The organism is Scytonema hofmannii PCC 7110, from assembly GCF_000346485.2.
Classification (GTDB): Bacteria; Cyanobacteriota; Cyanobacteriia; order Cyanobacteriales; family Nostocaceae; genus Scytonema; species Scytonema hofmannii.
In genome coordinates this window covers 8,298,039-8,321,285 of the sequence record NZ_KQ976354.1, presented here as the reverse complement: position 1 = coordinate 8,321,285, position 23,247 = coordinate 8,298,039, and the positions used below count along the sequence as shown (strand labels likewise).

Genomic DNA, 23,247 nt, shown 5'->3' with positions numbered 1-23,247 from the left:
TGACCCCATGTGCTTAAATCTCATTGTTTATTTTCCTATTTCACTGTCCCTATTGCCCCATAAATAAATCAAGTTGCCCATAAACGTTAATACTAAATGTAAATTCAATGGATAGATAGTTTTCAGAATATGTAGTCGGTAAAGGAGCAAAAGGTGCTGCTCGCTGGACAGCGCTCAGTGCAGCTTCATCAATAGCGTTGAATCCAGATTGTCGTGCAACTTGGAGACCGGTGACTCGACCCGAACGACTAATAGTAAAGTGAAGGACTGTTCGGCGGGAATATTGGGTAAGTCCGGGTATCCACTGCTGCTTCACCTGTCGCTGCAATTGTTCGAGATAAAGACCCAAGTCATCTTTACGAGCATCAATACCATCAAAAGTTCGGTTGTTCGGATTGGAATCGGTGAGGGCTGCTAAATTCTCCTCAATATTACGACTTGATAAACTGACTGGACCGCCCAAACGACTTGCTGCTCCTGATTTTTGGGATGGCTTCACTTTAGATGGTGTGCTTTGAATTGACCGAGGTTGCAATTGCTCAGACGAAGGGCTTGCTGCTAGTTTTTGCGATCGATTTGTTGGTTTAGCTGCAGGAGCAACATTTGTTTGATTGGGTTTAGAGTTTGAAAAAGCAGTACTGCGAGCAATAGTTGTTTGCTGGGGTTTGGATTGTAGCGGTATCGCAGATGGAGTTGGTGCTGGGATCTGACTATTTTCTTGGAACTTCTCCCTGATTGCACCACGCCGAAGCGCTTGCAAGGAAGGTTTAGGGGTGAGGTTTTCGTAAGCTGATGGCTGTGGTTTGGGTGTTGTGATGCGACGAGTCAGTGCTGTTGTGTCGCTTGGAGTTGCTCTTGGCTGTGGTTTGGGTGTTGGTAATATCCTAACGCGACGTGCAACAGTTGATTGCCTGAGTTTGTTGGTTAATGCGGTTGTGTCACGGGGAGTTTCGATTGGCTGTGGTTTGGGTGTTGGTAATGCCCGAACGCGACGCGCAATAGTTGATTGTCTGAGTTTGTTGGTTAATGCGGTTGTGTCACGGGGAGTTTCGATTGGCTGTGGTTTGGGTGTTGGTAATGCCCGAACGCGACGCGCAATAGTTGATTGTCTGAGTTTGTTGGTTAATGCGGTTGTGTCGCTTGGAGTTTCGATTGGCTGTGGTTTGGGTGTTGGTAATGGTACAACAGACGGAGTTTCCTTTGTTTGTGGAAGTTGCGGTTCTGGAGAAGTATTGAAGGGAACTTCAGATTGAGCAATGTTAGGTTCTGTTGGTTGCGTGACAGGAGACGTTACTGTTTTTGATGGTTGAGATTGCAGTTGTTGAGATGATGAATTTGGCGATCTGGCTGGTTGTTGCGCCGATTGTTGCGGTGGCGATCCTGTTGCTGCTTCTGGTTCGGATAAGGTTTGAGGGCGAAGTGCGCTTGGTGTAGATTTTGCTGGTGATGCCGATTTTGTAACAGAAATGGAACTTTTCTGTTTAATTTTGCCACCGTTAACAGAATCTCTGGCAGCTCGTTTTGAGGTTTCTGGAGGTGTCTTTGCTGGTTCAGGAGCAACTTCAAGATATTCTATTGGAATGGGTTGAGAAAGTTCTTTCTCTCGATTGGGCTGAAAAACTTGCCACCAATAATCGACGCCAAATAATAGGATGGCGTGTAGGAGGATGGAAGTGACCAGATAAAAGAGCAAATCGTGAGGAAGGCGATCGCTCTCTTCTGTCTTTTCTGGCTGTAATGTATAAGACTTAACCATAATGAGCTAGCGTCCTATTTTCTTAACAACAGCCTCAAAATTCTATTTAACATTGTTTTCGGTATGCCCCAGCTGTGTACAAATGGTATTCTTCTTCCTAATATAGAAAGATTACCGAATGACCTACGCTGCTGTCTTTCATATTCTTGCGGAAAATGTTCTTATCTTGCTAAAAGTAAGTTTAGATCCCCGACTTTTTAAAGAAGTCGGGGATCTTGTAACCCTTGCAAACTAGCCGAATATCTACCTTACATCACAACTAAGAGTTGGCAAACCTGCAGTAGCTAATGGGACTACTGCCACCAACTCCAACTCGCCTTTAGAATTCTTAACCCATCCTTTCGCTTCCACAATGCTTTCATCTGGCATTTGCCTTATGTCAGACAGCTTGTCAATTTTTTGAGGTTTGCTTTCTGCTTGTTGGGAGTCTGACAAATTCCGCACATCATACCATAAAGTCTGACCCCGTAGGGTATTATCGGGATTTTCTGGTAACCCACCTCGTCCACTAAAGACTAAACTATTGTCTCTTGCTGTTGCAGCGCAACCTGTAGCAATTCGTTGGGAGGAGTCGGTTAAACTTGTTGGTAGTTCCACTAACCCGCGAGAAAGGTCTGCATCTAGTGTGTTGACTTGCACCGTACCATTAAACTCCAGTCCTAGTTCGGAAGAAGCGGTAATATCACTCTCTAAAGTCTGTTGTTGGCGAACCTGACTCCCAAAAACACCTTGGGCATTGAGTACCACCCTTCCGCCAAAACCTTTTTGAGCATTTGCAGTTATGTCACTATTTTCTATAGCGACTAAAGTATTGGTAGAAATGGTAAGATTTCCACCACGGGAACTGTTGAGGGCGTTGGTACTAATCCCACTTCCTCGACTCATGAGCGTGTTTTGCGATTGGATTGTAATGTTCCCAAAATCGCCAGCGTTTGTATCAGCAGTTATTGTGCCTTGTTTCATGAGCAGAGAAGGGGCATTAATTTGAATGCTACCAGCTGCCCCTGTACCAGGAGGCACTTTGTTTTGGCTCTGGAAGTTGCTCACACTGATAGTCGCCCCATCACGAATAGTTAACTGATTGGCATTAACCGTGATATTACCCCCATTGCCACTCTCTTGGATAGCACTTGCCAATAATCCACTACGAACAGTTTTGCTAACGCCTATCAATTCAACATTGTTAGCATTAACTTGCAAATTCCCAGCATTCCCCAAGCTAAGAGTTGCAGAAGCTATTTGACCACCTTCCACAAGACGCAAATTTTGGGTTTGAATCTTTACATTTCCACCCCGACCAGTGCCAGAATTGGCAAATTCTGGGATTTTTTGGACTGCGGCTGCAATTGCACTGGGGTTTTCTAAACTTTCACCTGTAAAAATATATGTACGTTCTGCGACACCTTTGACTTCTATATCATTCGCTTTGATAGTTAATTCTCCACCATTACCAGCGCCAAAAGTAGTTGTAGTAATCTCAGCACCTGCTAAAACTCTTAAACTTTCAGTTTCAATACTTACGTTACCTCCATTGCCAGTGGCTCCTGGTGTAACTGGGGAAAATAGACCACTTGCTCCGAGTAGAGAATCGCCAATCAGTTGAATATCTTTCGCTTTCACATATAAATCACCCGCAGAACCAATCCCATAAGTGGCACTTTGTATTTGACCCCCATCAATCAAGAGCAAGGATTGAGTGTCGATCGTGATGTTGCTGCCATTTCCTGTTGCGTCTGGTGCAACATCAGCAAATATACCACTGTAATATTGACTGTTGGGATTGTTAACTATCCCTTGTACCTTTACGGATTCAGAAGCCAAGACATTAAGCGTTCCTGGAGTCCCATTCCCGATCGTGTCTGTGAAAATGACTGAACCATTGGTCAGGTTAATGTTTTTCCCTCGCAGTTGTATGCTACCTGCACTGTTGCCACTGGTATCAATAGATGCGGCATTCAACAATTCTATATTACCGTAATTAATTCCTTGCCCTGGTTCAAGTTGTATTTGTTGGTTTTTGTTGGTTAAAGAAACTTCACCATTATTGACTGACCAAACTTCCACTCTCCCTTGTGGAAGGGTAACATTTCCACCATCCAAGACCACATTCGCTCCCACCAAAGCGATGCTTTTACCTGTTTGGGTTCCGTAGTGCAATCCTAATGGACGGTTACTCCGATCTACATAATCAGAATCAACGGAGAATCCCAAATTGTGACCGTTACCGTTGACACGAATACTACCGTTAGGAGTTGACCCATATTGCAACCCAATGGGAACACTAATTGTGAGCAGTGGATTGGCTGTAGAGTTGGTGGCAACAAATTCCGTACCGTCAGCAAATTTTATTTTATCTGCAGTGGTAGCAAAAAAAGAACCACCTATATCTAAACGAGCATTTTCTCCAAAGATAATACCACTGGGATTGATCAGGAAGAGGTTGGCACGACCAATATCTGTAGTACCTTCTATGAGTGTTTGAATAGTGCCGTTAATTTGAGAAGGCAACCCGCCAGTGATCCGGGTGATAATGTTCTCAATACCTTGAGGATGAACGAATCGGGCTGTGTCTCCCGCTTTTATGGAGAAATCTTTTAAGCTGTGGAAAAGATTGGTACCGTTGTTGGGTTGCCCACCCCCAGTAATTTCATAGACTCCCTCACCAATATTGTTGATGCTGGTAGGTAGGCTACCATCTGGAGTTATTTCGGTTTGTGCTCTAGCTGGCAATGGGGTATTCCAGAGCAGAGAAATAGTAATAAGATGATATAGGTATTTTTTTTGAAAAAATAAATACAAGGCTTTCTGTAAAATTGTTGTTAACTTAAAAAACATATCATTGTACTGTGCTTAATACATTTAATACATAAAAATCTTACTTGATTTTTAAGATATACGTGGGGTAAGTATTGTTCACCAAAAGCCTTATGTAGTGGGTATTGCCCACCCTAAAGTACTACATTACAAGATGTAAATACACCTAAAATCCTTACCAATGACTAATGACGCTCCTGACTAGTACAGCACGGAATGAGATTAAGTCTAGGGAACCAGTGTAGCATTGAATACAGAGGAAAAATCCGATTTCTCTAGAACCGTAAAGACTAATATCTCGTTGGCTAAATTAAAAGAAACCGGATTCCTGGGATTACGGACCAATGCTTTAAGTAAGACTTGTTCAAGCCAAAATAGACCTATCTCGTTTGAACTTACTGACTAGATTACGTCTTCTCTGGTAACAAACTCGTGACAATTTGGCTGGCACGTTTATTTTAAACCTATTTCTCTATAATACTCTCTCCATTTTGCGAAACCAAAAGTCCTCCATCTTATACATTGAGATGTGTTATTGTTCTGCGAATTATTGCAAAACTCTGCTATGGCAGAATCTTGTGAATACACTGAAAGAAGAGTATCATCATCGTCATCATCGTCATTATTGTTAATACTGTCATTACTGTTGTTGACATCTATTGTTATAGGATTTATAAGTCGCGGAGGCTCGGTCAGAATCCAAGTAGAAGAATTTGCAATTTTGTCTTCTGCTGTAGCTTTGGCTTGATTGTATAGAGTTGGTAAAATTGCTGCCAATTGGTCTAGTGACATAGCTTCCGATCGCAAGTCCCAACCAATTAAATCCAATGCGATGAGATCCGCCCTTGCGATCGCCTCTCTCTTACCTGCCTCTAGATAAGGCTCCATGATAGCATTTTTGTTTTGTTTCCAATGAGAGGCTTGGTTTCCATCTCCACCTAGTGTAGTATCTTCTCCTGTTGACATATCCTCAACCTTTGAAAAGCCTCGATTAAAAGTGAAGAAAGAATTTTTCCCTATTGATAAGTCTGGTATTCCCTTGATACTGGGGCTGCCACGATCGCCGGGTACAATATTGTTTCTGCTTTGGCTGGAGAAGCGGTATAGATCTAGTGGAGTGATACTGTCTTCTACATCAGACTCTGTTATGGGTATACCTAGCATTTTCTCGTTTTTGATTGCCAATTTTAAGTTGGGATTATCCACTCCACTGATAAAACCTAGAGTGTGACCCATTTCGTGTACAACCGTACTCAAAAAGTCTAATGTGTTAGACGGAATCTGGTTGTTGGTAAAGTTATAGCTCCATGTCAATGGGATACCTGATGAGGCGTCAATGAGCTTATTTAAGACAATATGACCGTCATAATCGGGATTATTGCTGGAAAGTATTCCTAAGGCTTTGGCATTAGCACTAGCCAGGTTGATGTCATCAATACCTGATACTAAGCGATCGTTAACCATTACATTTAACTCAGAAACATCTTGATTTTCTTCTTTTTGAAAGTTGGTGTAGGCAGTTCTATCATTCTGCGATTTTTTATCTACAGAAAATTTAGAGAGAAAGTCTTGGTATGAAGTTTGGGGTAACAACATCTCTCCTGTTGCGCTTCCCAAAACACCTTTAGGCATCTGACTGGTCGTTGTCACAAACAACTTGATGGTAACATCATCAGCTAAAAATTCTGACCATAGCTTGGCTGCTACTTCCGTTGCAATCATTTGTGTTGAAGTAATCTCAGCTCCGTAATATACCTGGATGTTTGTGTTTGTTGTCGATCTAGTAGTGTATGTAGTTTTTGCCTGTGCTAGTGTTAAGTTACCAATAACCGCAATGCAGAAAAGTAATGGGAGTAGCAAAAACCACTTTCTAAAATGAGTATCTGGCTTTATTCTATTTCTACGACCGTAGATAAGAGACTTGTGATTCCTAATGCTTTTCATAGTTAAGTTTGCAACCAATCCAGAAATGTTTTGTTTTTCGGGTCATGAAAATCTTTTAACTGACTATCCTGCTACATTAATGCAATGTAAATACAGTTACACTTACTTTAGAACATTAATGTAACCGGATTTTATTTTACTGGTAAATATACTGACTGCACTTTAGACTAGTTACCGATACAAAACTCCAATGTAGAACTAAAGTACTATAGCAAACGACAAATACTCAGCAAAGACGACGAACCCACTGATTTTGATAACCGAATTCGTCTAAATATAACTCAAGCATCAAAGCAAATCTTGGTAAGGAAATTGCTATAGCAATCCTATTGGATCGAGCTTTGAGGAAAGACTAAACCTCAGAAAATCGCTATCTGGAAGATAGGGATTTTTTATCTTATGCAATAATTTAAGATGACTGTTTTTCTTTAAAAAAAGTAAGATGACTGTTTTTCTTTAAAAAAATAAATTTACCTTTAAAAAAATGATTGAAAATTTTTGCAAAAATACCTGCTAATGGTGTTAAGATTAATACCTAAATGATAGTAAAATGTTAAAATTCAGTGTATCTTATTAATCGCAGGGTACATAAGCCTTAAATATTAATACCTAACCCTCTCAAAAACTCCAAAAGGACATCACAGTATATGCCAAATCAGCGTAACTCTGTGCTCAAATTCTGCCTCTTGGGAAGCGCCCTGTTGATGTTGTTGTTTTTTACTCCTATGTGGGATAGGCTAGAGGCTGCTCAAGTAGTCACTTTCAGACCTCCACGGCTACCTGCACCAAGGCACTCAACAGGAGGAGCTTCTCGATCTGGTAACAACTGCCTCATGGCTGAAAAAGTAGGGTCTACAGCCTCGGTCACCGCCTTACTACCGTCAAGCGGAATTGGTTTGACTGTAAAAGAGCGTCCGGCAATATTGGTCTACATCCCGCCGACTACCGCCAAAAAAGCATTGTTCGGCGTACAAGATGAGCAAGCCATAAACCACTACCAAACAACCATCAATTTACCTGAAAAACCGGGAGTGATGGCAATCAAACTCCCTGACTCCGTACCCGGAATCAAGACAGGTAAAAATTATCAATGGTCCTTGGCAATGATTTGCTCATCTGAATTAGAGCCAGATAGCCCACTGGTCAGTGGATGGATTCAACGAATTGAATACCCTGTCGGCTTAAAAAATCAAAGCAGGTCGTCTCCTTCTCTAGAATTGGCTTCTCACTTAGCCAAACATGGTGTTTGGTATGATACTATTTTTGAACTTGCTAAATTAAGGCAAGCTGAGCCTCTTAACCCGATTATAAAGGCTTCTTGGCAACAACTGTTAAATGCTGTAGGTTTGAATGCGATCGCCAATGCACCTTTGGCAAAACGATCGACTTATGTGACCTATTGGGATTAATAACTTAATAGTGACCAGTGACCAGTGACCAATGAATCGCCTACCTAAAAGTAGAGCATTTGAATCATGAATTAATTTTTTTCATAGATAAATCAAGAGCTTCTACAGTATACATAACTGGTAACTGGTCACTGGTAACTGGTCACTGGTAACTGGTCAACACAATGCTGTTCAATTGGAAAACCATTACTCAACGTGTCTCAATATTCTGGAAGTCTCAACCCATCTGTGGAGAGTTTAGGGGAGGCTGTCGTTATATAGCGATCGCGTCTTCCAGTGTGGCTGTTGGCGTCATTGCTGGAGGAATAGCTGGATTGTTCCAACTACTGGAGTGGCAGATCCTAGAGGGATTTTATACTTTGCGGCCTTTGGAACCAAGGGAAGAGCGCATTCTCATTGTCGCTATTGAAGAACAAGATATATCCCAAGTCCGTGCATGGCCGATTCCTGACACTGTTTTAGCTGATTTGCTGATCGAGATCAAAGCACACCAACCAGCTGTTATTGGCTTAGATATTTATCGGAATCTGGCTGTCAAACCAGGTCATGAGAAATTGGTAGCAGTTATGAAATCTACACCAAACCTAATTGGTGTTATGAAAATGGCTGGAGTCCGTAAAGTACCGCCACCTCCCATCTTATCGCAACAAGACCAAGTTGCTCTTGTTGATTGGGTTGAAGATACAGATGGTAAAGTCAGACGAGGTTTGCTATCTGCTGGCAATGACAAAGACGAAATTGTTTTGGGGTTAGCGGCTCGCTTAAGCCTAATGTATTTGGAACGCAAAAAAGGTATCTCCTTGAAACCTCTAGACAAGAATGGGGATTCTTTGCAGTTAGGTAAAGCAGTATTTACACCTCTTCAAGGTACAGAGTTCAATTACCGAGGAGCAGATATTGGAGGATACCAAATATTACTGAATTACCGAGGTGCTCTTGAGCGTTTTGATACAGTATCTTTGAGAGAAGTCCTGAATGGTTCTGTCGCTCCCGAAAGAATACGCGATCGCATTGTTTTAATAGGCGTGACAGCTAAGAGTATCCGTGACGAGCTTTATGTGGGTTACAGGAAAAATGCATTGCTCCATGGTGGTGTTCCAATGCCAGGAGTGGTGCTTCACGCTAATTTGACCAGTCAAATGATAAATGCTGCTCTTAATGGACGACCTCTGATGAAAACGTGGTCTTACCATAGTGAATGGTTGTGGGTTTGTTGCTGGTCTTTTGTGAGTAGTAGTGTAACTTGGCAGTTGCTGTATCTCAAATCTAACCGTCTACAAAAATTTTTTGGGTTGTTGATTATAGGAATGACATTTGCAATAGCCATTATCTTAAGTACTGCCTATTTGATGTTTCTTATAGGTTGGTGGATTCCTTCAGTTTCACCCTTACTGGCTCTGATTGGTAGTGCAATTGTTACAACCAACTTTTATAAAAAATTCCAATTAGCAGAAGCCAACAAGCAATTACAGGAGTATTCTCGCACTCTTGAGCAAAGAGTGAAAGAGCGCACCAAAGAATTAGAAGCAGCCAAAATCGCTGCTGATATTGCCAACCACGCCAAAAGCGAATTTCTCTCAAATATGAGTCATGAACTGCGGACACCCCTCAATGGTATTCTAGGGTACGCACAAATTTTGCAACGTTCTCCAAACCTGACAAAACCTCAGACGGATGGTCTCAACATTATTTATCAGTGCGGTTCTCACTTGTTAAATCTAATCAACGATATTTTAGATCTCTCAAAAATCGAATCTCGCAAACTAGAACTGTACAAGAGTGATTTTCATTTCTTGTCTTTTTTAATAGCAGTAGCGGAAATGTGTCGTATTAGTGCTGTCCAAAAAGGTATATCTTTTACTTACCAAATAGAGCCGCAACTTCCAGAGGTTGTTTGCGCTGACGAAAAACGGTTGCGGCAAATTTTAATTAATTTACTAGGCAATGCAATTAAGTTTACTGAAAAAGGAGGAGTTACTTTCAAAGTAGAAATCCTAGAGATTAAGAACTGGGGATTGGAGACTCTTGAAGATTCTTCCCAATTACCCCAGTCACCAGAACCTTTACAATGCAGTGGTTCCCCTATCGCTCGCGTGCGATTCCAAGTCGAAGATACTGGAGTGGGGATAACATCAGAACACATAGAAAAGATTTTTTTGCCTTTTGAGCAGGTTGGCGAAAACAAGAAAAAAACTGAAGGAACGGGTTTGGGGTTAGCAATTAGCCGTAAATTGGCTGAGTTAATGGAAAGTAAAATTCAAGTTGAAAGTATTTTGGGCGTTGGCAGTAAATTTTGGTTAGATATAGACTTATTAATGGTCGAGCGCTCCATCAATAGAGACCCAGTAGTCCAAGATAAAAATAAGATGGGTATTGAAGCTAAAAATTTAGATGAGCAATGGAAAAATTATTATTCTGCTTATTCAACCCCTGCTGCTTCCAAAACTGAATTCATAGCCCCACCAGCAGCAGAACTGAACAAACTGTTGGATTTTGCTATGAGAGGGAACATTCAAGGTATAGAGATTTTATTAGATGAGTTAGATCGATTAGATGATCGATTCTTCCCGTTTACTCACAAAGTTCGTCAATTAGCTGACAACTTCCAAATCAAGAATATTCGGGAATTTATTAAATCTTTTCAGGGTGAAATCTTATGAATTCTATTAGTTGTCAAAATGCCATTATCCTAGCTGTTGATGATAATCCCAAAAATCTCAAAGTCTTATGTAGTGCTATTGCGAATATGGGATGGGAGATTTTAGTTGCAACTGACGGGGAAAGCGCTATTGAGCAAGCAAAATATGCCCAGCCTGACTTGATTTTATTAGACATTATGATGCCAGGAATCGATGGATTTGAAACCTGCCAAATACTTAAAGGAAATTCTATCACTCAAGAAATACCCATAATTTTTATGACGGCTCTTTCAGAAACCGTTGATAAAGTCAGAGGTCTTTCTTTAGGAGCCGTAGATTACATTACCAAACCTTTTCAACCAGAAGAAGTCATAACCAGAATTAACATTCATTTAAAGCTACGTTTGTTGACGCAAGAACTTGCAATCCAGAATATGGAGTTAGAGAAGAGGGTGCAAGAACGGACAGCAAAACTTTCTCAAGTGCTACAAGAACTACATCAATCTCAACTTCAGCTAGTGCAATATGAAAAGATTTCTTCTCTCGGTAAGTTAGTAGCTGGTGTTGCCCATGAAATTAATAATCCCCTGACTTTTATAGAAGGAAGCTTGAACTATCTTGAAAATTTTCTATCCGATTTCATTTATCATTTAAAACTTTATCAAAAATACTATCCTAATCCAGTAGAGCAAATTGTGGAAGATGCGATCGATATAGAATTAGACAAAATGATTCTAGATATCCCCAACTTGCTATCATCTGTTAATGAAGGTGTAGAACGTATTAGTAAAATTAGTAATAGTTTACGCATTTTTTCTCGTTCTGATATTTTCCATAAAACCTCTTTTGATATTCATGAAGGTATTGATAGTACCCTGGTACTATTAAAGTACCGCCTGCAAAATAGTAAAAATCGTTTTGGTATTGAAGTTATTAAAAAATATGAAAATTTACCAAAAATTAGATGCTACCCCGGACAACTCAACCAAGTCTTTATGAATATTATCTCTAATGCTATAGATGCTATTGATGAAGCTGCTAAAAAAGCTTTAAAATCAGAAAAAGAAATTAAATATATTATTGATATTTTTACATCAGTAAATAGCACAGGCACTTCTGTGATTATCTCCATCAAAGATAATGGACCGGGAATACCACAGGAAATCAAAGAACGAATATTTGAACAATTTTTTACTACAAAAGCTGTAGGTAAAGGAACTGGTTTGGGATTATCTATTTCTCAAGAAATTATAGAACAAAGGCATGAAGGTAAACTTTCCTGTTTTTCAAAATTGGGACAAGGAACAGAATTTGTAATTGAACTTCCTATAAATGACAAGGAATAAATCTAGCACGCCGATACAGTATTCAAAAAGAGGGCAAAAACCCGATTTCTCTCTGTGGTCAAGCTTGATATCTTAGATGCTCAATTTGAAGAAACCGGGTTTTTGGGATTACTGTACTGGCGCTCTAGACATTCACGGGTAATTGCTCGCAACGAGGGAATGAAAATTTTTTACACCTACTCCCTACTTCCTATTTTTCAATAATATGTATAAAAATCGCAAGTTGATTTCATTAGTAAAATATATTTTCTACCTCAACATACTGATATTCTTGTTGATGGTTAGCAATTTTCCAGATGTAGCCAAAGCCAATCTGAAATTGAGGTTAAAAACTGAAAAAGCTCAGTCTTTGGTAGTTTTTGATGCTAGTCAAAATGGAAAACTTCAAGTCAAAGATGCTAAATCCCAACTTGATAAAGGCAGAGACTTGTTTGAAGCAGGACAGTTTGCTGATGCTGCTAAATTCTGGGAATTAGCAGCTGTTAGTTTTCAGCAGCAAGGTGATATTCTTAATCAAGCTTGGAGTTTGTCTTATCTTTCTTTAGCCTATCAGAATTTGGGAGAGTGGAACAAGGCGGAGAAAGCCATTGTCAACAGCCTCAATCTCTTAAAACGTCAGAAGGAACATTCACAGATTCTAGCAGTATCTTTAAACACTTTGGGCACTCTCCAACTTGCACAAGGAAAAGGGGAAGCTGCTCTGGAAAGCTGGCAAAAAGCTGAACGCGCCTATGCAGCTGCTGGCGATCTCGTAGGAAAAACAGGTAGTCAAATTAACCAAGCTCAAGCGTTACAATCTTTGGGATATTATCGGAGGTCGCAAAGTCTTTTAGCAAGCATCACCGAGCAACTGCAAAGCCAACCTGATTCTCTCTTAAAAATGCAAACACTACAAAGTCTGGGAGTGGCTTTACAAATGGTAGGAGATGTACAAAAATCCCAAGATATTTTAAAGCAAAGTTTGGCAATTAGCGATCGCATTAACTCTCCTGAGGATACCAGTCAAATTCTTTTTAGCTTGGGAAATACGGCAAGAGATCAAGAGCAAAAGCAAGTAGCTTTAAATTATTACCAACAAGCAGCAGCAAAAACAACCAACCCTCGCTTGCAAGTAGAAGCTCAGTTGAACCAACTCAGTCTTTATACAGAAACCTCACAATGGAAACAAGCTCAATCTTTATTAGTACCAATAAAAACTCAACTCAACAATCTTCCTCCTTCTCGCACATCGATTTATGCGGCTGTTAACTTTGCTCGCAGTCTTTCTCAATTGGCGCAGCAACGTGGAGGTTATCCTGCACAATATCAGGAAGCAGCACAGGTTTTAGCCCGTGGGGTACAACAAGCAGAAACTTTGGGAGATACGCGAGCCAAAGCGTATGCTTTAGTTAAGTTAGGAGGATTGTATTTCCAGACACAACAGTTAGATCTGGCGTTACAACTTACGGAACAAGCTCAACAGATTGCTGAGGCGATTTATGCTTCTGATATCGCCTATCAAGCTTATTGGCAAATCGGGCGCATTCGCAAAATTCAGGGGGATGTTAAAGCTGCAATAGTCGCATATGATTTAGCCGTCAATATGCTTAAATCTTTGCGTAGTGACTTGGTGTCGATTAATCGAGACGTGCAGTTTTCTTTTCAAGAGAGTGTAGAACCCATTTATCGGGAGTTAGTGGATCTTTTGTTACAATCATCCAAGCCCAGTCCAGAGAATTTAGTCCAGGCGCGAGAAACAATCGAAGCTCTACAGCTAGCTGAACTAGACAATTTCTTTCGCGAAGCTTGTATAGAAGCCAAACCACAGCAAATTGACCAAATCGACAACACAGCAGCAGTTATTTATCCAATTATTTTACGCGATCGCTTGGAAGTTATTTTATCGATTCCTGGAAAACCTCTTTTAAGTTACAAAACTTCTTTATCTAAAACCGATCTTGAAAACAATCTGAAACAGATGCGACAGTCCCTCAATCTTGCTTACTCCAATGAAGAACGCTTGCGTCTATATCAATATTTATATGATTGGCTGATTCGTCCTGTAGAGTCTGACTTAGCCAAGAGTGGAGTAAAAACTTTAGCATTTGTGTTAGATGGTCGTTTGCGAACTTTGCCAATGGCTGCTTTACATGATGGCAAACAGTTTCTAGTGGAAAAATATAATCTTGCTCTCTCTCCAGGGATGCAGTTATTGCAGGCGCGATCGTTCGCAGGAAACAATTTAAAAATGATGACAGCAGGATTAAGTGCAGCACGTCAAGGGTTTAAAGCTTTGCCAGGAGTCAATATGGAAGTCAAACAGATTGTCTCAGAAGTTCCCGGCCAATTTCTTTTGAATGAAAAATTTACTAGCGCCAACCTGCAAAAAGCTGTTCAATCAAAGCCTTTTTCAATTTTGCATTTAGCGACTCACGGTCAGTTTAGTAGTAGATCTGATGACACTTTTATACTAACCTGGGATAGCAAGATTAAAGTCAAAGAATTGGGCGAATTAATTAAGTCTAGAAATGAAGACGAAACTCAACCAATAGAGTTATTAGTTCTGAGCGCCTGTCAAACAGCTCAAGGAGACGATCGCGCTATCTTGGGATTGGCTGGAATAGCAGTTCATTCACGAGCACGTAGTACCTTAGCAACCCTCTGGGCTGTTAAAGATGAATCTACAGCCAAATTTATGTCAGAGTTTTATAAACATCTCAGACAGCCAGGAATTGATAAAGCGGAAGCTTTGCGTCAAGCCCAGTTAACATTTTTGCACGATGCAGATTTTTCTCATCCTTTTTATTGGGCACCATTTGTCTTAGTCGGAAATTGGTTATAACTTCAAACAGCATGGTTTTTACTTTAGGAAAAGACAAATATCAGGGATATCTCAAGTATCAGATAAAATAATGAATCGTGCCATCGCCGACTCATTTTTCATTCAAATTTCTTATAGCTAAAGTGCAGAAAAACCGGATTCACAAATTTCTTACTGAAGAAGAAAATTATCTAGCATTTCTAAATCAATTGTCAGGTAATTAAACAAGGTAAATAAATTCGGTATCTCACAAGATACTGGATTTCTGACATTTAGCATCTTCTCACAATTCAAACAAGATTACTATAGAGTTTCATAAAATTTTCTTATGTTTGAAAATTATTATTATCTATATATAGTATGTATAATAGTTATTCTTGAAATTTCTGATTTATAGTTATAATGAAGTCATCAACAGAGCGGTTAACATTATGACTAGCAAAAATGCTAACCAATATCATCGATTTATGAGTCAAGTGCCTCTCTACTTGAAATTGGATCATGATGAGGAGACGAAAGCTTCTAGGGAAAATTACACTGCCATTATTACCTTGCTAGGCAGTTTTATTCTGATGTGTGGTGCGAGCGTAATTGCTTGCACTTTCTTCCCACCTTCCAGCACACAAGACCATACCTCTACTAGTAATTTGGATATAACACCAATGCTTACACCTACCCAGGTAATAGGAAAATAAAAGGCAATTATAAAGTGCAATACCTAAGTATCCCTTGTCAGGTAAGCATTTGAAACTTGCTTTCTCATCAATTGACAGCGTTCCCAAGATAACTACAATTTGGAGTCAGTTATGAACAACACCTTATCTTTAGAATTTGAGATATTATCTACTGAAATTGCAGCACAAGCCTTTCCTGAATTTCGATTTAGCTTGACTGCTTACCAACCACAAAATCAGAAAAAAGTTTCTCTAAAGCTTCAAGGTCATAGAAATTATCCAACTAACACTTTAGTTACTGATTCCAGTGATTTTCACCAGCAAAGCACTATCTCTTTTGATTTAGATTTTTATCCTCATTCCAGATGTTTAAGCTTAGAAACACGATTTCACGACAAGAAGTACTGTTTGTTTTATCACTCTATCGGTTACTTGTTCTGGAGTATAAATAACCGGAGAGATATCACACCTCCTTCGACTTTTGAAAAAGAATTTGAGTTTATAGGAAAAAAACTTTATCCAATATTAGAGGAGTTTTTTCTGGGTTAGTTACAGTCAACTGAAGGATGAAGAAGAAGAAAACATTTGGACTTCATCTTGAATTTATTTAGTAGAGGATATCAACGCCCAGACATACATTTCATCCTTCAGAGTTTATATTTCACCTTTGCTGTTCTTTCAATATAGATATCCTAAGTGATAAAGCGTGACAATTCTGGGACAAATTAAAAGAATCTTCTGCTCAGGAAATCATATGTGCCACATTGTAAAGTGTCTCTTTACTAAAATACTTAGAACACAATCTGTGATTTATTCTTTATAAAGAGTCTTCAAAGTTTTTAATCATTTCTTCCGTTCTAAGTAAGTATAAAAGTTGCAGTATATACTTACAAAGTGCATCTTGATGGTTTGTGCAATCTGCATCTGCTACGTATACCCTTGAAACGAAAAAAACAGAATCTACCTTGTCAACAACGTCTCAGCAGTAGTGTTACTCAAGGAGAATGTAGATTATGAGGATTTTGCTAGCCGAAGATGATACTCAAATTGCTGGGTTAGTAGCAAACTTTCTTGGTGAGCAACACTATATTATTGATGTAGCTACCAATGGTGAAAAGGGCTGGGAATTTGTGAGGTCTTTTACTTATGATTTACTATTGCTGGACGTAATGTTACCAAAGCTTGATGGTATAAGTCTTTGTCAGCAATTGCGCTCTCACGGTTATCAAATGCCAATTCTCCTGTTGACTGCTCGAGATACCACGACTGATATCATTGCGGGACTAGATGCAGGCGCAGATGACTATATGGTCAAACCTTATAAAATGCAGGAGTTGTCGGCTCGTATCCGTGCTTTGTTACGCCGTGGAAATGTGGCTTTATCACCTGTACTAGAGTGGCAAAACTTGCAATTTGACCCCAGTATTTGTAAGGCAAGTTATAATAATCAGCCTCTGCATTTGACTCCAAAGGAGTACCGTTTATTAGAACTTCTCCTGAGGCGTAGGGGTTGTGTTCTGAATCGGGGTGAAATTTTAGAGAACCTTTGGTCTTTTGACGATCCGCCAGACGAAGATGCTGTTAAGGCTCTTATCAAACGTTTGAGACAGAAGCTAAAGTTAGCTGGAACGCCTGATGATTTTGTCGCCACAGCTTATGGCATGGGCTACTATCTTAAAGAGTACTCACAAGAACAGCAAGTTTACGACGGGCGAAAACCTGGTAAGCAGGTTCATACTCATAGTTCTAAGAAGACTGAGAAAAGTGTTTTCAACTGAACAGAGATTGAGTTTCATTCTATTATTGTATTAGAAAAAACTTAGGTTATTATCTAGTACAAAATAGTATGAATTAAGGAAAATATAAAATAAAGCCCCGCTCAATATAATTGAGCGGGATAAATTATTATAACTATATCATCAATTATCTTGAGTTTATCTAGAATTACATAAATGTCAAGGTGGATAAAAACTTCAGGAAATCAATAGCTCTCTCTCTCTCCTCTTACCTCTGTGTACTCTGCGTCTCTGCGGTTAAATAAATTACTTTTAAACCGCAGAGGCACAGAGAGCGCAGAGAGAGAAGATGAGGAATAGCCGCCTGAATCAAAATTTTATGAGTCACCTTGACAGGGCTGGCATTACCCACCCTACGTTTAAATAGGATTCCTATAGTACGGATTATAATTCCGTAATAAAGGACTTTTTATGCAAGACGTATTTTGTCTTTCACAACTGATAATGTCCTCAACATTGCAAAGTATTGTATTACAGATCAAATCAAGAGGTAAGTCATTTGGATCGTGACCGAAAGGCTCTTCGATTTCAGCCCCAATCTCATCAATACCAAGCAAAATCAAGCTTATAAAAGCTATTGTTGGACTGGTCCACCAATGCAAAACACCAACTATTTGCATTGGCAACAACAAGAAATAAATTGTCAGCAATATCTTGAGAACAATGGTATATATCAAGGGGGTCGGTGTTTTGAGTATACGCTCACAACCGCCTAAAATATCTACCAAGTCGTCCAGCAATTCTTGTAAAGAATTCATCTGGAAAACATTTATGTTGTTCTGCTCGTACTGACTCTGTAGAAAATCTCCAATCCAAAAAGCAATTTCTAATGGAGGATGATTGACTTCTTTCAGTTTGGAGTATTGCTTTGGTGATGTTAGCGCTGCTAGTTCATAATTTACAGCTTCTCTTCGCAAATGCAACTTCATTGCAACCGTAAAAGCAACCAGCAATCGCATTATTGCCTCTTTGTTAGCTTTATCGTTCGGTTCGTGCTCGTTAACTATAATCCAGATTCCACGAGCTAAGTTACGGACAGTATTGACTAAAGCTCCCCACAATTTACGACCTTCCCAAAATCGGTCATGTGCTGAATTAGTCCTAAAAGCTAACAACAAACTTAGAACTATATTGAAAGTCAAAATCACCTGGGGAAAAACTTTGCTTCCATCAATTGAAGTCAGGAATCCAAAATAGGATAGCAGTGATACAAAAAAACCATATCCACCACACAGGAGCACCCAAGGTAAAATTGCTCGTACAACTGAGATCTTAAGTTTAAAAATTACTTGAAGCCAGTGTAATTGTTCTCCTCTGTAGATGTGAAACTTACCTTTAAATGACCTCAACGCAGTAATTTTCTGATTCAGTTCTTTTGTTTGAGCCAGTTTACTAAACAACATTGGCTACTCCTTCAGATGTTTAAGCACTTGAACGATTTTGAATTGAGAGATTTTGGATTGAGTAAGCTTTACTAAAGCATCGATACAGTAATCTCAAAAATCCGGGTTCTTTGTAGAGACGCTTTCATTCAGCGCGTCTCTACGCTAACGAGATATCAAGCTTTGTAATCTTAGATAAATCGGTTTTTTGTGACTTTTAAAGATAAATTGTCACATCTTCACCATATTCATCTACCAAACAAGAAAGACAACGAAAGCGAAGATTTATTAATTGGTAGTAAAAAGGGTTGAAATTGCACAGGGGAGGAATGTAGAGTACAACGCGATTAAAAAGTTTGAGCTTTCGTTCAAAAGGACATTGAGCAGGAATAAGTTTGCACAAGAAGCGAGCTACTGTAGGGTTGTGAATCTCTCTGGTATCTAGCCAATTTTGGATAAATTTGATTTGATTTGTACCTAACATAATGTTCAGTGGCTCCTAAATAGTTAAAAGTGACCAGTGACCCGAAGGTCACTGAATTTAGGTCAAGGTAGTAAACGAGATTACACTGTAGGGGTTGGTACTGATTCTGCTGCTATTGACCATGCATTGCTTTCACGATTAGCTTCCAAGGCTTTATGACGATAACCGTTAGCTAATTGGACATTGACATGCACAACTGCATGGTTAAGCCCTTTAAGTGAGTAACCAGGAGTAATCAAAGGCAAACTATCAGCGTCTTCTTGGCTTCTGATTATAGAACCTGCAGGAACATATCTTCCATCGGGAATATTAACCCCCATAACTAAGGCTTTCGGTTCTATAACACAGTTACAACCAACTTCAGCACGGAAAACTAGAGCTTGCATGCCAACAAAGGTGTCAGTACCAATTTTTGCTGGGCCATGTACTTGGCTTTGGTGGGCAAGAGAAACACGTTCGCTAATATAAACACCGTAGAAATTACCATTCACTTCGACAACAGCTTCAGGTACTAACTCACCGTTTATATGAGTTTCTAAAGCATGAATGACTACGCCATCTTGAACATTCACACCATCAGCAATCCAAATAGGCTGCCCTTCATCACCACGCACAGAAGCCGCTGGGGCAACCATTACTTCCTTGCCCAAATGAACATTTCCAATAACAGCTGCTAGAGGATGTATGTAAGCTGTAACGTCAATTTCTGGTACGACTTCATTCTGGTTAAAGGTTGCGAGGATATTGGAATGGATATTGTACATCTCGGTCTCCTTTTTTTTGATCGGGCTGTTTGATTTGGAAGAATGTGTTTTTTTGAGTGACAAGCGATCGCTTCTAATTAGGGTTAGAAGATCATTAAATATCTCTTCCAAACATCTATGCATGAGTTTATAAGTTTAAAGGTAAGAAACTAGAGTTAAAAAAGTTATAAACATGAAACAATTTTTTTTTATAAATTAAATTAAATAAGCGGAAATCAGAACCCCGGTTTCTTTAAGAAACCGGGGTTCTGACACCTCAATTATTGTTAACCGAGCAGCGAGGAGTATTGGGATAAGTGCTCGACAAAATAAAGGCATTCCCAGCATGGGAACGAGGGTACTGGTCACTGGTCACTGGTCACTGGTCACTGGTCACTGGTTACTGGTCACCGGTCACTAATGAACAACACTGCCATTACTGCGCCTAACCAGGCTAGTCCAGCACAAATTATCATAACTAACCGGAAAGTATCCACAAAAGCGAGTTTGAATGCTATTTCTACAGCATTCATATTTTCTGGTACAATCCCAACAATCGGCGCTACTTGACCAAGTTGTCTTGCCTGGGATTGTAACAGCATTTGTGCAGCGTGGGAGAGGTGAATACAGGTTGTGTGCGCTTGTACTGAAAGCGAAAAATTAGACAGAGCTAGTGAACCAACGATCGCGATCGTCAAGACTCCGGCTGTGCGTGCGACTGCATTATTGATTCCCGATGCAGTTCCCGCATAGTTTTTTGCTACAGAACCCATAACAGCAGTTGTGAGTGGTGCAACTGTTATTGCCATGCCTAGCCCAAAAACCATGATACCTGGAAAGAATGTCGTCCAGTATTCTGAAGGACCCCGTGTAAGCCCAACAAATGACATTAACAGAAATCCAAGCCCAGCTAAAAAAGGGCCAATAATCAATGGCAAACGCAGACCATAACGATCTGCAAACTGACTAGCCCAAGGAGACAATCCACTGAGTAGCAGAGCAAATGGCATATCTGCCAAGCCAGCAATTGACTGACTGTAACCCTGCGCTTGTACTAAGTTGAGACACAAAAAGAAAGTACCAACACTTAATGCACCATATAAGAACAGAGTTAACAAGTTAGTACCACTGAAAGTACGCGATTTGAAAAGATGCAACGGCATCATTGGGTGAGCAGAACGAGCTTCAACTACGACATAAGCTATTAAAGCGATCGCACCGCCGCTTAATGTCAGATAAACACGCGGGTTACTCAATCCAAGGTCGTGTAGAGAGATGAAACCATATGTCAAACCCGCCAATCCAAGAGTCACAAGAATTGCACCAAGATAGTCTATTTGTACAGAAGCTTTTTCGTTGCGGCTTTCTGGAACTTTAAAGTAAAGAATTGCTAACGTAGTCATTCCTATGGGTAAGTTGATCAGAAAAACTCCTCGCCAAAATCCAGCATCTGACAGCAGGCCACCCAGCACAGGTCCCGCAACTGTTACCATTGTAGTTGCTGCCGACCACGTTCCTATCGCTTCTCCACGACGTTCTGGTTCAAAATAGGTGGTGATGATTGCAAGGCTTCCAGGAATCATCATTGCACCCCCAATACCTTGCAAAACTCGTGCTGCAATCAGAAATTTAATATTTGAGGCAAAACCACACGCCAACGAAGCCAACATAAATAGGTAGATACCGATCGCAAATACTTTTTTGCGCCCTAACTTATCACCAAGAGAACCACCTACTAAAATCAGCGCGGCGAGCATGAGTAGGTATGCGTTGATAATCCACAGGAGTTGTGGTCCGCTTGCTCCAAAGTCATTCTGCAAAGCAGGGAGAGCAACATTGAGCGCGGAGGCATCAATAAAAGCCATGCTTGAGGCAAGAATTGTTGATAATAATACCCAATGCCCTACCTTAGGTTGTACCGAACTAGGTGCATTTTCCTGCTGAACCAGGTTTGCTTCGACCATGACTGCTTGCGTTTATGTAGGGAAAATTTGAGTACATCGAGCGCTTTAACGTGTTGATATTTAAACCCTAGCCCCCGATTCCTTCCTCATTCATTCATCTCCTTCACGGTAGCGAGTGTTGAAGGAGACATCCGACTGAGCGATCGGAACAGCCAGTACTTAACCATTGTATCAACGATCACTGGGACTGTTGCTATGAACAGAGATATTGCACTGCGATTGGCTGCAACTCCCAAATGACCTGCTAAGCCTTCAAGCAGAACCTCCCATCCGTGAGGAGAGTGGAAGCCTACAAATATGTCAGTTGTCAGAATGATAGCAAACGCTTTGGCACTGTCGCTGAGACCATACACAATGTTGTCTATGAAAGATTTGAGCACAGCAATATCTTGTCGCCTAAACAACAGGACTAGAGCGAAAGCTACAAGTGCCATTATATCAGCAAAAACGTTACTAATAGCGCTATTACTCTTATGACGAAATTCTTCTCTCAGTTCTAGGGCTTTATGTTTAACTTTCTCCTCCACAACTTCTTTACTGAGCGCAGGAGCAGAATTGATCAGACTTTCCAATTTTAGTTCTTCTTCAAAGGTTTGCAGTTCTTTGAGAGCTTCCTCCTTCATTTCAGAATTTATGAAGATTTGCGTCTCTTCTCCTGCTCTAAACTTCTCTACCATCGGAAAAATTAAGAAATTTTTAGATATCTGTTGCGTCAGTATGGGAATGACAATTAACAACACCATGAGCCTCAGAGAAATAACTGTTTTTGCTCTAGACCGGCGAAATGCATTCACAACTTCTTCTTCAGATTTAGGATTCAGGTCATGTTTGACTTTATTAATCGTCTTCTTAATTGACTTTGGGAGTCCTCCTGGCTTACTTTTCTCTTCATTATCGTATGCTGGCAATTCTAAATCTTGTGAAGTTTGTTTCTTTTTCTTGCTAGAGGGGACAGATTTAACGTCAATAACATTGATAGCCGATGGATATAACTTTTGATTGACCATCGGACTGGAAGTCGTGCTAGGTGAAACCGAAGCCAATGCAGAGTTTTCCGGAGTTTGAGTCGTATATTTGGCCAAGATTCCCTCTACAAATATCAACCTCATCAAGTGATCTTGTCCGAGTTTGCCGAGACCAGATCTGCTGGAATTAAATTCTCTCATTTTTTGTTTAAGAATATCCAGATTTTCCTCGAATTCTGCTCGCGGAAACTCAATGTGACCATTATTACGAACTTTGTTACTATTGAAGTATCTATCTTCAATAAATTCAATTTTTAATGCAGCTTGATAAGCTCGATCTAGCGCTTGCTCTGGCTCTGGTGTTTGAAGGAAGCGATCTTTAAGCCAATTAGAAGACATGACAAAACTCCTGTACGCATATTTTGGTTGAATGGGCATTGGGCATTGGGCATTAGTTATTACTTCCTTCATTCCCTCACTCCCTCACTCCCTCCCTCCCTCCCCCCCCCCCCCCCCCCCCTCCCCCCCTCC

16 protein-coding genes are annotated in these 23,247 nt (G+C 40.1%); 7 read left to right on the top strand and 9 right to left on the bottom strand.

Features of this window, described 5'->3' with window-relative positions; translation table 11 throughout:
* Positions 1 to 49: 49 nt before the first annotated feature.
* The 3 genes from WA1_RS35175 to WA1_RS35165 all read right to left on the bottom strand — a co-directional run bounded on the left by WA1_RS35175 (position 50) and on the right by WA1_RS35165 (position 6,292).
* Entirely contained in the window at positions 50 to 1,756 is a 1,707-nt protein-coding gene (locus WA1_RS35175) for a TonB family protein (protein WP_017745949.1), read from the bottom strand.
* A gap of 243 nt (positions 1,757 to 1,999) precedes the next feature.
* Positions 2,000 to 4,486, bottom strand: coding sequence for a two-partner secretion domain-containing protein (locus tag WA1_RS35170; RefSeq protein WP_272819304.1), 2,487 nt, complete (start codon positions 4,484 to 4,486; stop codon positions 2,000 to 2,002).
* A gap of 537 nt (positions 4,487 to 5,023) precedes the next feature.
* Complete coding sequence (locus tag WA1_RS35165) at positions 5,024 to 6,292, bottom strand: NF038122 family metalloprotease (RefSeq protein WP_272819303.1); 1,269 nt, start codon at positions 6,290 to 6,292, stop codon at positions 5,024 to 5,026.
* A gap of 869 nt (positions 6,293 to 7,161) precedes the next feature.
* Here WA1_RS35165 and WA1_RS35160 point away from each other — a divergent pair.
* The 7 genes from WA1_RS35160 (at position 7,162) to WA1_RS35130 (ending at position 17,160) form a co-directional block, all read left to right on the top strand.
* The gene (locus WA1_RS35160; RefSeq protein WP_148662835.1) at positions 7,162 to 7,923 is read left to right on the top strand and encodes a DUF928 domain-containing protein; all 762 of its coding nucleotides are present in this window, start codon (positions 7,162 to 7,164) and stop codon (positions 7,921 to 7,923) included.
* Positions 7,924 to 8,087: 164 nt separating this feature from the next.
* On the top strand, positions 8,088 to 10,583 hold the full coding sequence (locus tag WA1_RS35155) for a CHASE2 domain-containing protein (RefSeq protein ID WP_081403004.1): 2,496 nt from the start codon (positions 8,088 to 8,090) through the stop codon (positions 10,581 to 10,583).
* Complete coding sequence (locus WA1_RS35150; protein ID WP_017745955.1) at positions 10,580 to 11,908, top strand: hybrid sensor histidine kinase/response regulator; 1,329 nt, start codon at positions 10,580 to 10,582, stop codon at positions 11,906 to 11,908. The genes WA1_RS35155 and WA1_RS35150 overlap by 4 nt, the downstream gene beginning before the upstream one ends.
* Before the next feature lie 277 nt (positions 11,909 to 12,185).
* On the top strand, positions 12,186 to 14,729 hold the full coding sequence (locus WA1_RS35145) for a CHAT domain-containing protein (RefSeq protein ID WP_017745957.1): 2,544 nt from the start codon (positions 12,186 to 12,188) through the stop codon (positions 14,727 to 14,729).
* A gap of 410 nt (positions 14,730 to 15,139) precedes the next feature.
* Positions 15,140 to 15,403, top strand: a complete 264-nt coding sequence (locus WA1_RS35140; RefSeq protein ID WP_017745958.1) for a hypothetical protein — start codon at positions 15,140 to 15,142, stop codon at positions 15,401 to 15,403.
* 111 nt (positions 15,404 to 15,514) lie between these two features.
* Entirely contained in the window at positions 15,515 to 15,931 is a 417-nt protein-coding gene (locus WA1_RS35135) for a hypothetical protein (protein ID WP_017745959.1), read from the top strand.
* A gap of 464 nt (positions 15,932 to 16,395) precedes the next feature.
* Positions 16,396 to 17,160: a response regulator transcription factor gene (locus tag WA1_RS35130; protein WP_017745960.1), complete on the top strand. Its 765-nt coding sequence runs from the start codon at positions 16,396 to 16,398 to the stop codon at positions 17,158 to 17,160.
* Between the two features lie 377 nt (positions 17,161 to 17,537).
* Here WA1_RS35130 and WA1_RS35125 read toward each other — a convergent pair whose 3' ends face one another.
* The 6 genes from WA1_RS35125 to WA1_RS35105 form a co-directional block, all read right to left on the bottom strand.
* Entirely contained in the window at positions 17,538 to 18,581 is a 1,044-nt protein-coding gene (locus WA1_RS35125; RefSeq protein WP_017745961.1) for a bestrophin family protein, read from the bottom strand.
* Between the two features lie 196 nt (positions 18,582 to 18,777).
* Positions 18,778 to 19,044, bottom strand: a complete 267-nt coding sequence (locus tag WA1_RS35120; protein ID WP_017745962.1) for a Mo-dependent nitrogenase C-terminal domain-containing protein — start codon at positions 19,042 to 19,044, stop codon at positions 18,778 to 18,780.
* 80 nt (positions 19,045 to 19,124) lie between these two features.
* Complete coding sequence (locus WA1_RS35115) at positions 19,125 to 19,808, bottom strand: LbetaH domain-containing protein (protein WP_017745963.1); 684 nt, start codon at positions 19,806 to 19,808, stop codon at positions 19,125 to 19,127.
* 195 nt (positions 19,809 to 20,003) lie between these two features.
* Complete coding sequence (locus tag WA1_RS57480) at positions 20,004 to 20,156, bottom strand: hypothetical protein (RefSeq protein ID WP_158516730.1); 153 nt, start codon at positions 20,154 to 20,156, stop codon at positions 20,004 to 20,006.
* Positions 20,157 to 20,194: 38 nt separating this feature from the next.
* On the bottom strand, positions 20,195 to 21,751 hold the full coding sequence (locus WA1_RS35110; RefSeq protein WP_017745964.1) for an MFS transporter: 1,557 nt from the start codon (positions 21,749 to 21,751) through the stop codon (positions 20,195 to 20,197).
* Between the two features lie 86 nt (positions 21,752 to 21,837).
* Positions 21,838 to 23,115, bottom strand: coding sequence for a hypothetical protein (locus tag WA1_RS35105; protein WP_017745965.1), 1,278 nt, complete (start codon positions 23,113 to 23,115; stop codon positions 21,838 to 21,840).
* Between the last annotated feature and the right edge of the window lie 132 nt (positions 23,116 to 23,247).

Excerpts from the sequence above, each read along its gene's own strand:
- WA1_RS35105 (WP_017745965.1), bottom strand. The coding sequence starts at position 23,115 with ATGTCTTCTAATTGGCTTAAAGATCGCTTCCTTCAAACACCAGAGCCA.
- WA1_RS35165 (WP_272819303.1), bottom strand. The coding sequence starts at position 6,292 with ATGATTGCAACGGAAGTAGCAGCCAAGCTATGGTCAGAATTTTTAGCT.
- WA1_RS35160 (WP_148662835.1), top strand. The coding sequence starts at position 7,162 with ATGCCAAATCAGCGTAACTCTGTGCTCAAATTCTGCCTCTTGGGAAGC.
- WA1_RS35145 (WP_017745957.1), top strand. The coding sequence starts at position 12,186 with ATGGTTAGCAATTTTCCAGATGTAGCCAAAGCCAATCTGAAATTGAGG.
- WA1_RS35135 (WP_017745959.1), top strand. The coding sequence starts at position 15,515 with ATGAACAACACCTTATCTTTAGAATTTGAGATATTATCTACTGAAATT.
- WA1_RS35115 (WP_017745963.1), bottom strand. The coding sequence starts at position 19,808 with ATGTACAATATCCATTCCAATATCCTCGCAACCTTTAACCAGAATGAA.
- WA1_RS35125 (WP_017745961.1), bottom strand. The coding sequence starts at position 18,581 with ATGTTGTTTAGTAAACTGGCTCAAACAAAAGAACTGAATCAGAAAATT.
- WA1_RS35110 (WP_017745964.1), bottom strand. The coding sequence starts at position 21,751 with ATGGTCGAAGCAAACCTGGTTCAGCAGGAAAATGCACCTAGTTCGGTA.
- WA1_RS35150 (WP_017745955.1), top strand. The coding sequence starts at position 10,580 with ATGAATTCTATTAGTTGTCAAAATGCCATTATCCTAGCTGTTGATGAT.
- WA1_RS35140 (WP_017745958.1), top strand. The coding sequence starts at position 15,140 with ATGACTAGCAAAAATGCTAACCAATATCATCGATTTATGAGTCAAGTG.
- WA1_RS35155 (WP_081403004.1), top strand. The coding sequence starts at position 8,088 with ATGCTGTTCAATTGGAAAACCATTACTCAACGTGTCTCAATATTCTGG.
- WA1_RS35120 (WP_017745962.1), bottom strand. The coding sequence starts at position 19,044 with ATGTTAGGTACAAATCAAATCAAATTTATCCAAAATTGGCTAGATACC.
- WA1_RS35175 (WP_017745949.1), bottom strand. The coding sequence starts at position 1,756 with ATGGTTAAGTCTTATACATTACAGCCAGAAAAGACAGAAGAGAGCGAT.
- WA1_RS35130 (WP_017745960.1), top strand. The coding sequence starts at position 16,396 with ATGAGGATTTTGCTAGCCGAAGATGATACTCAAATTGCTGGGTTAGTA.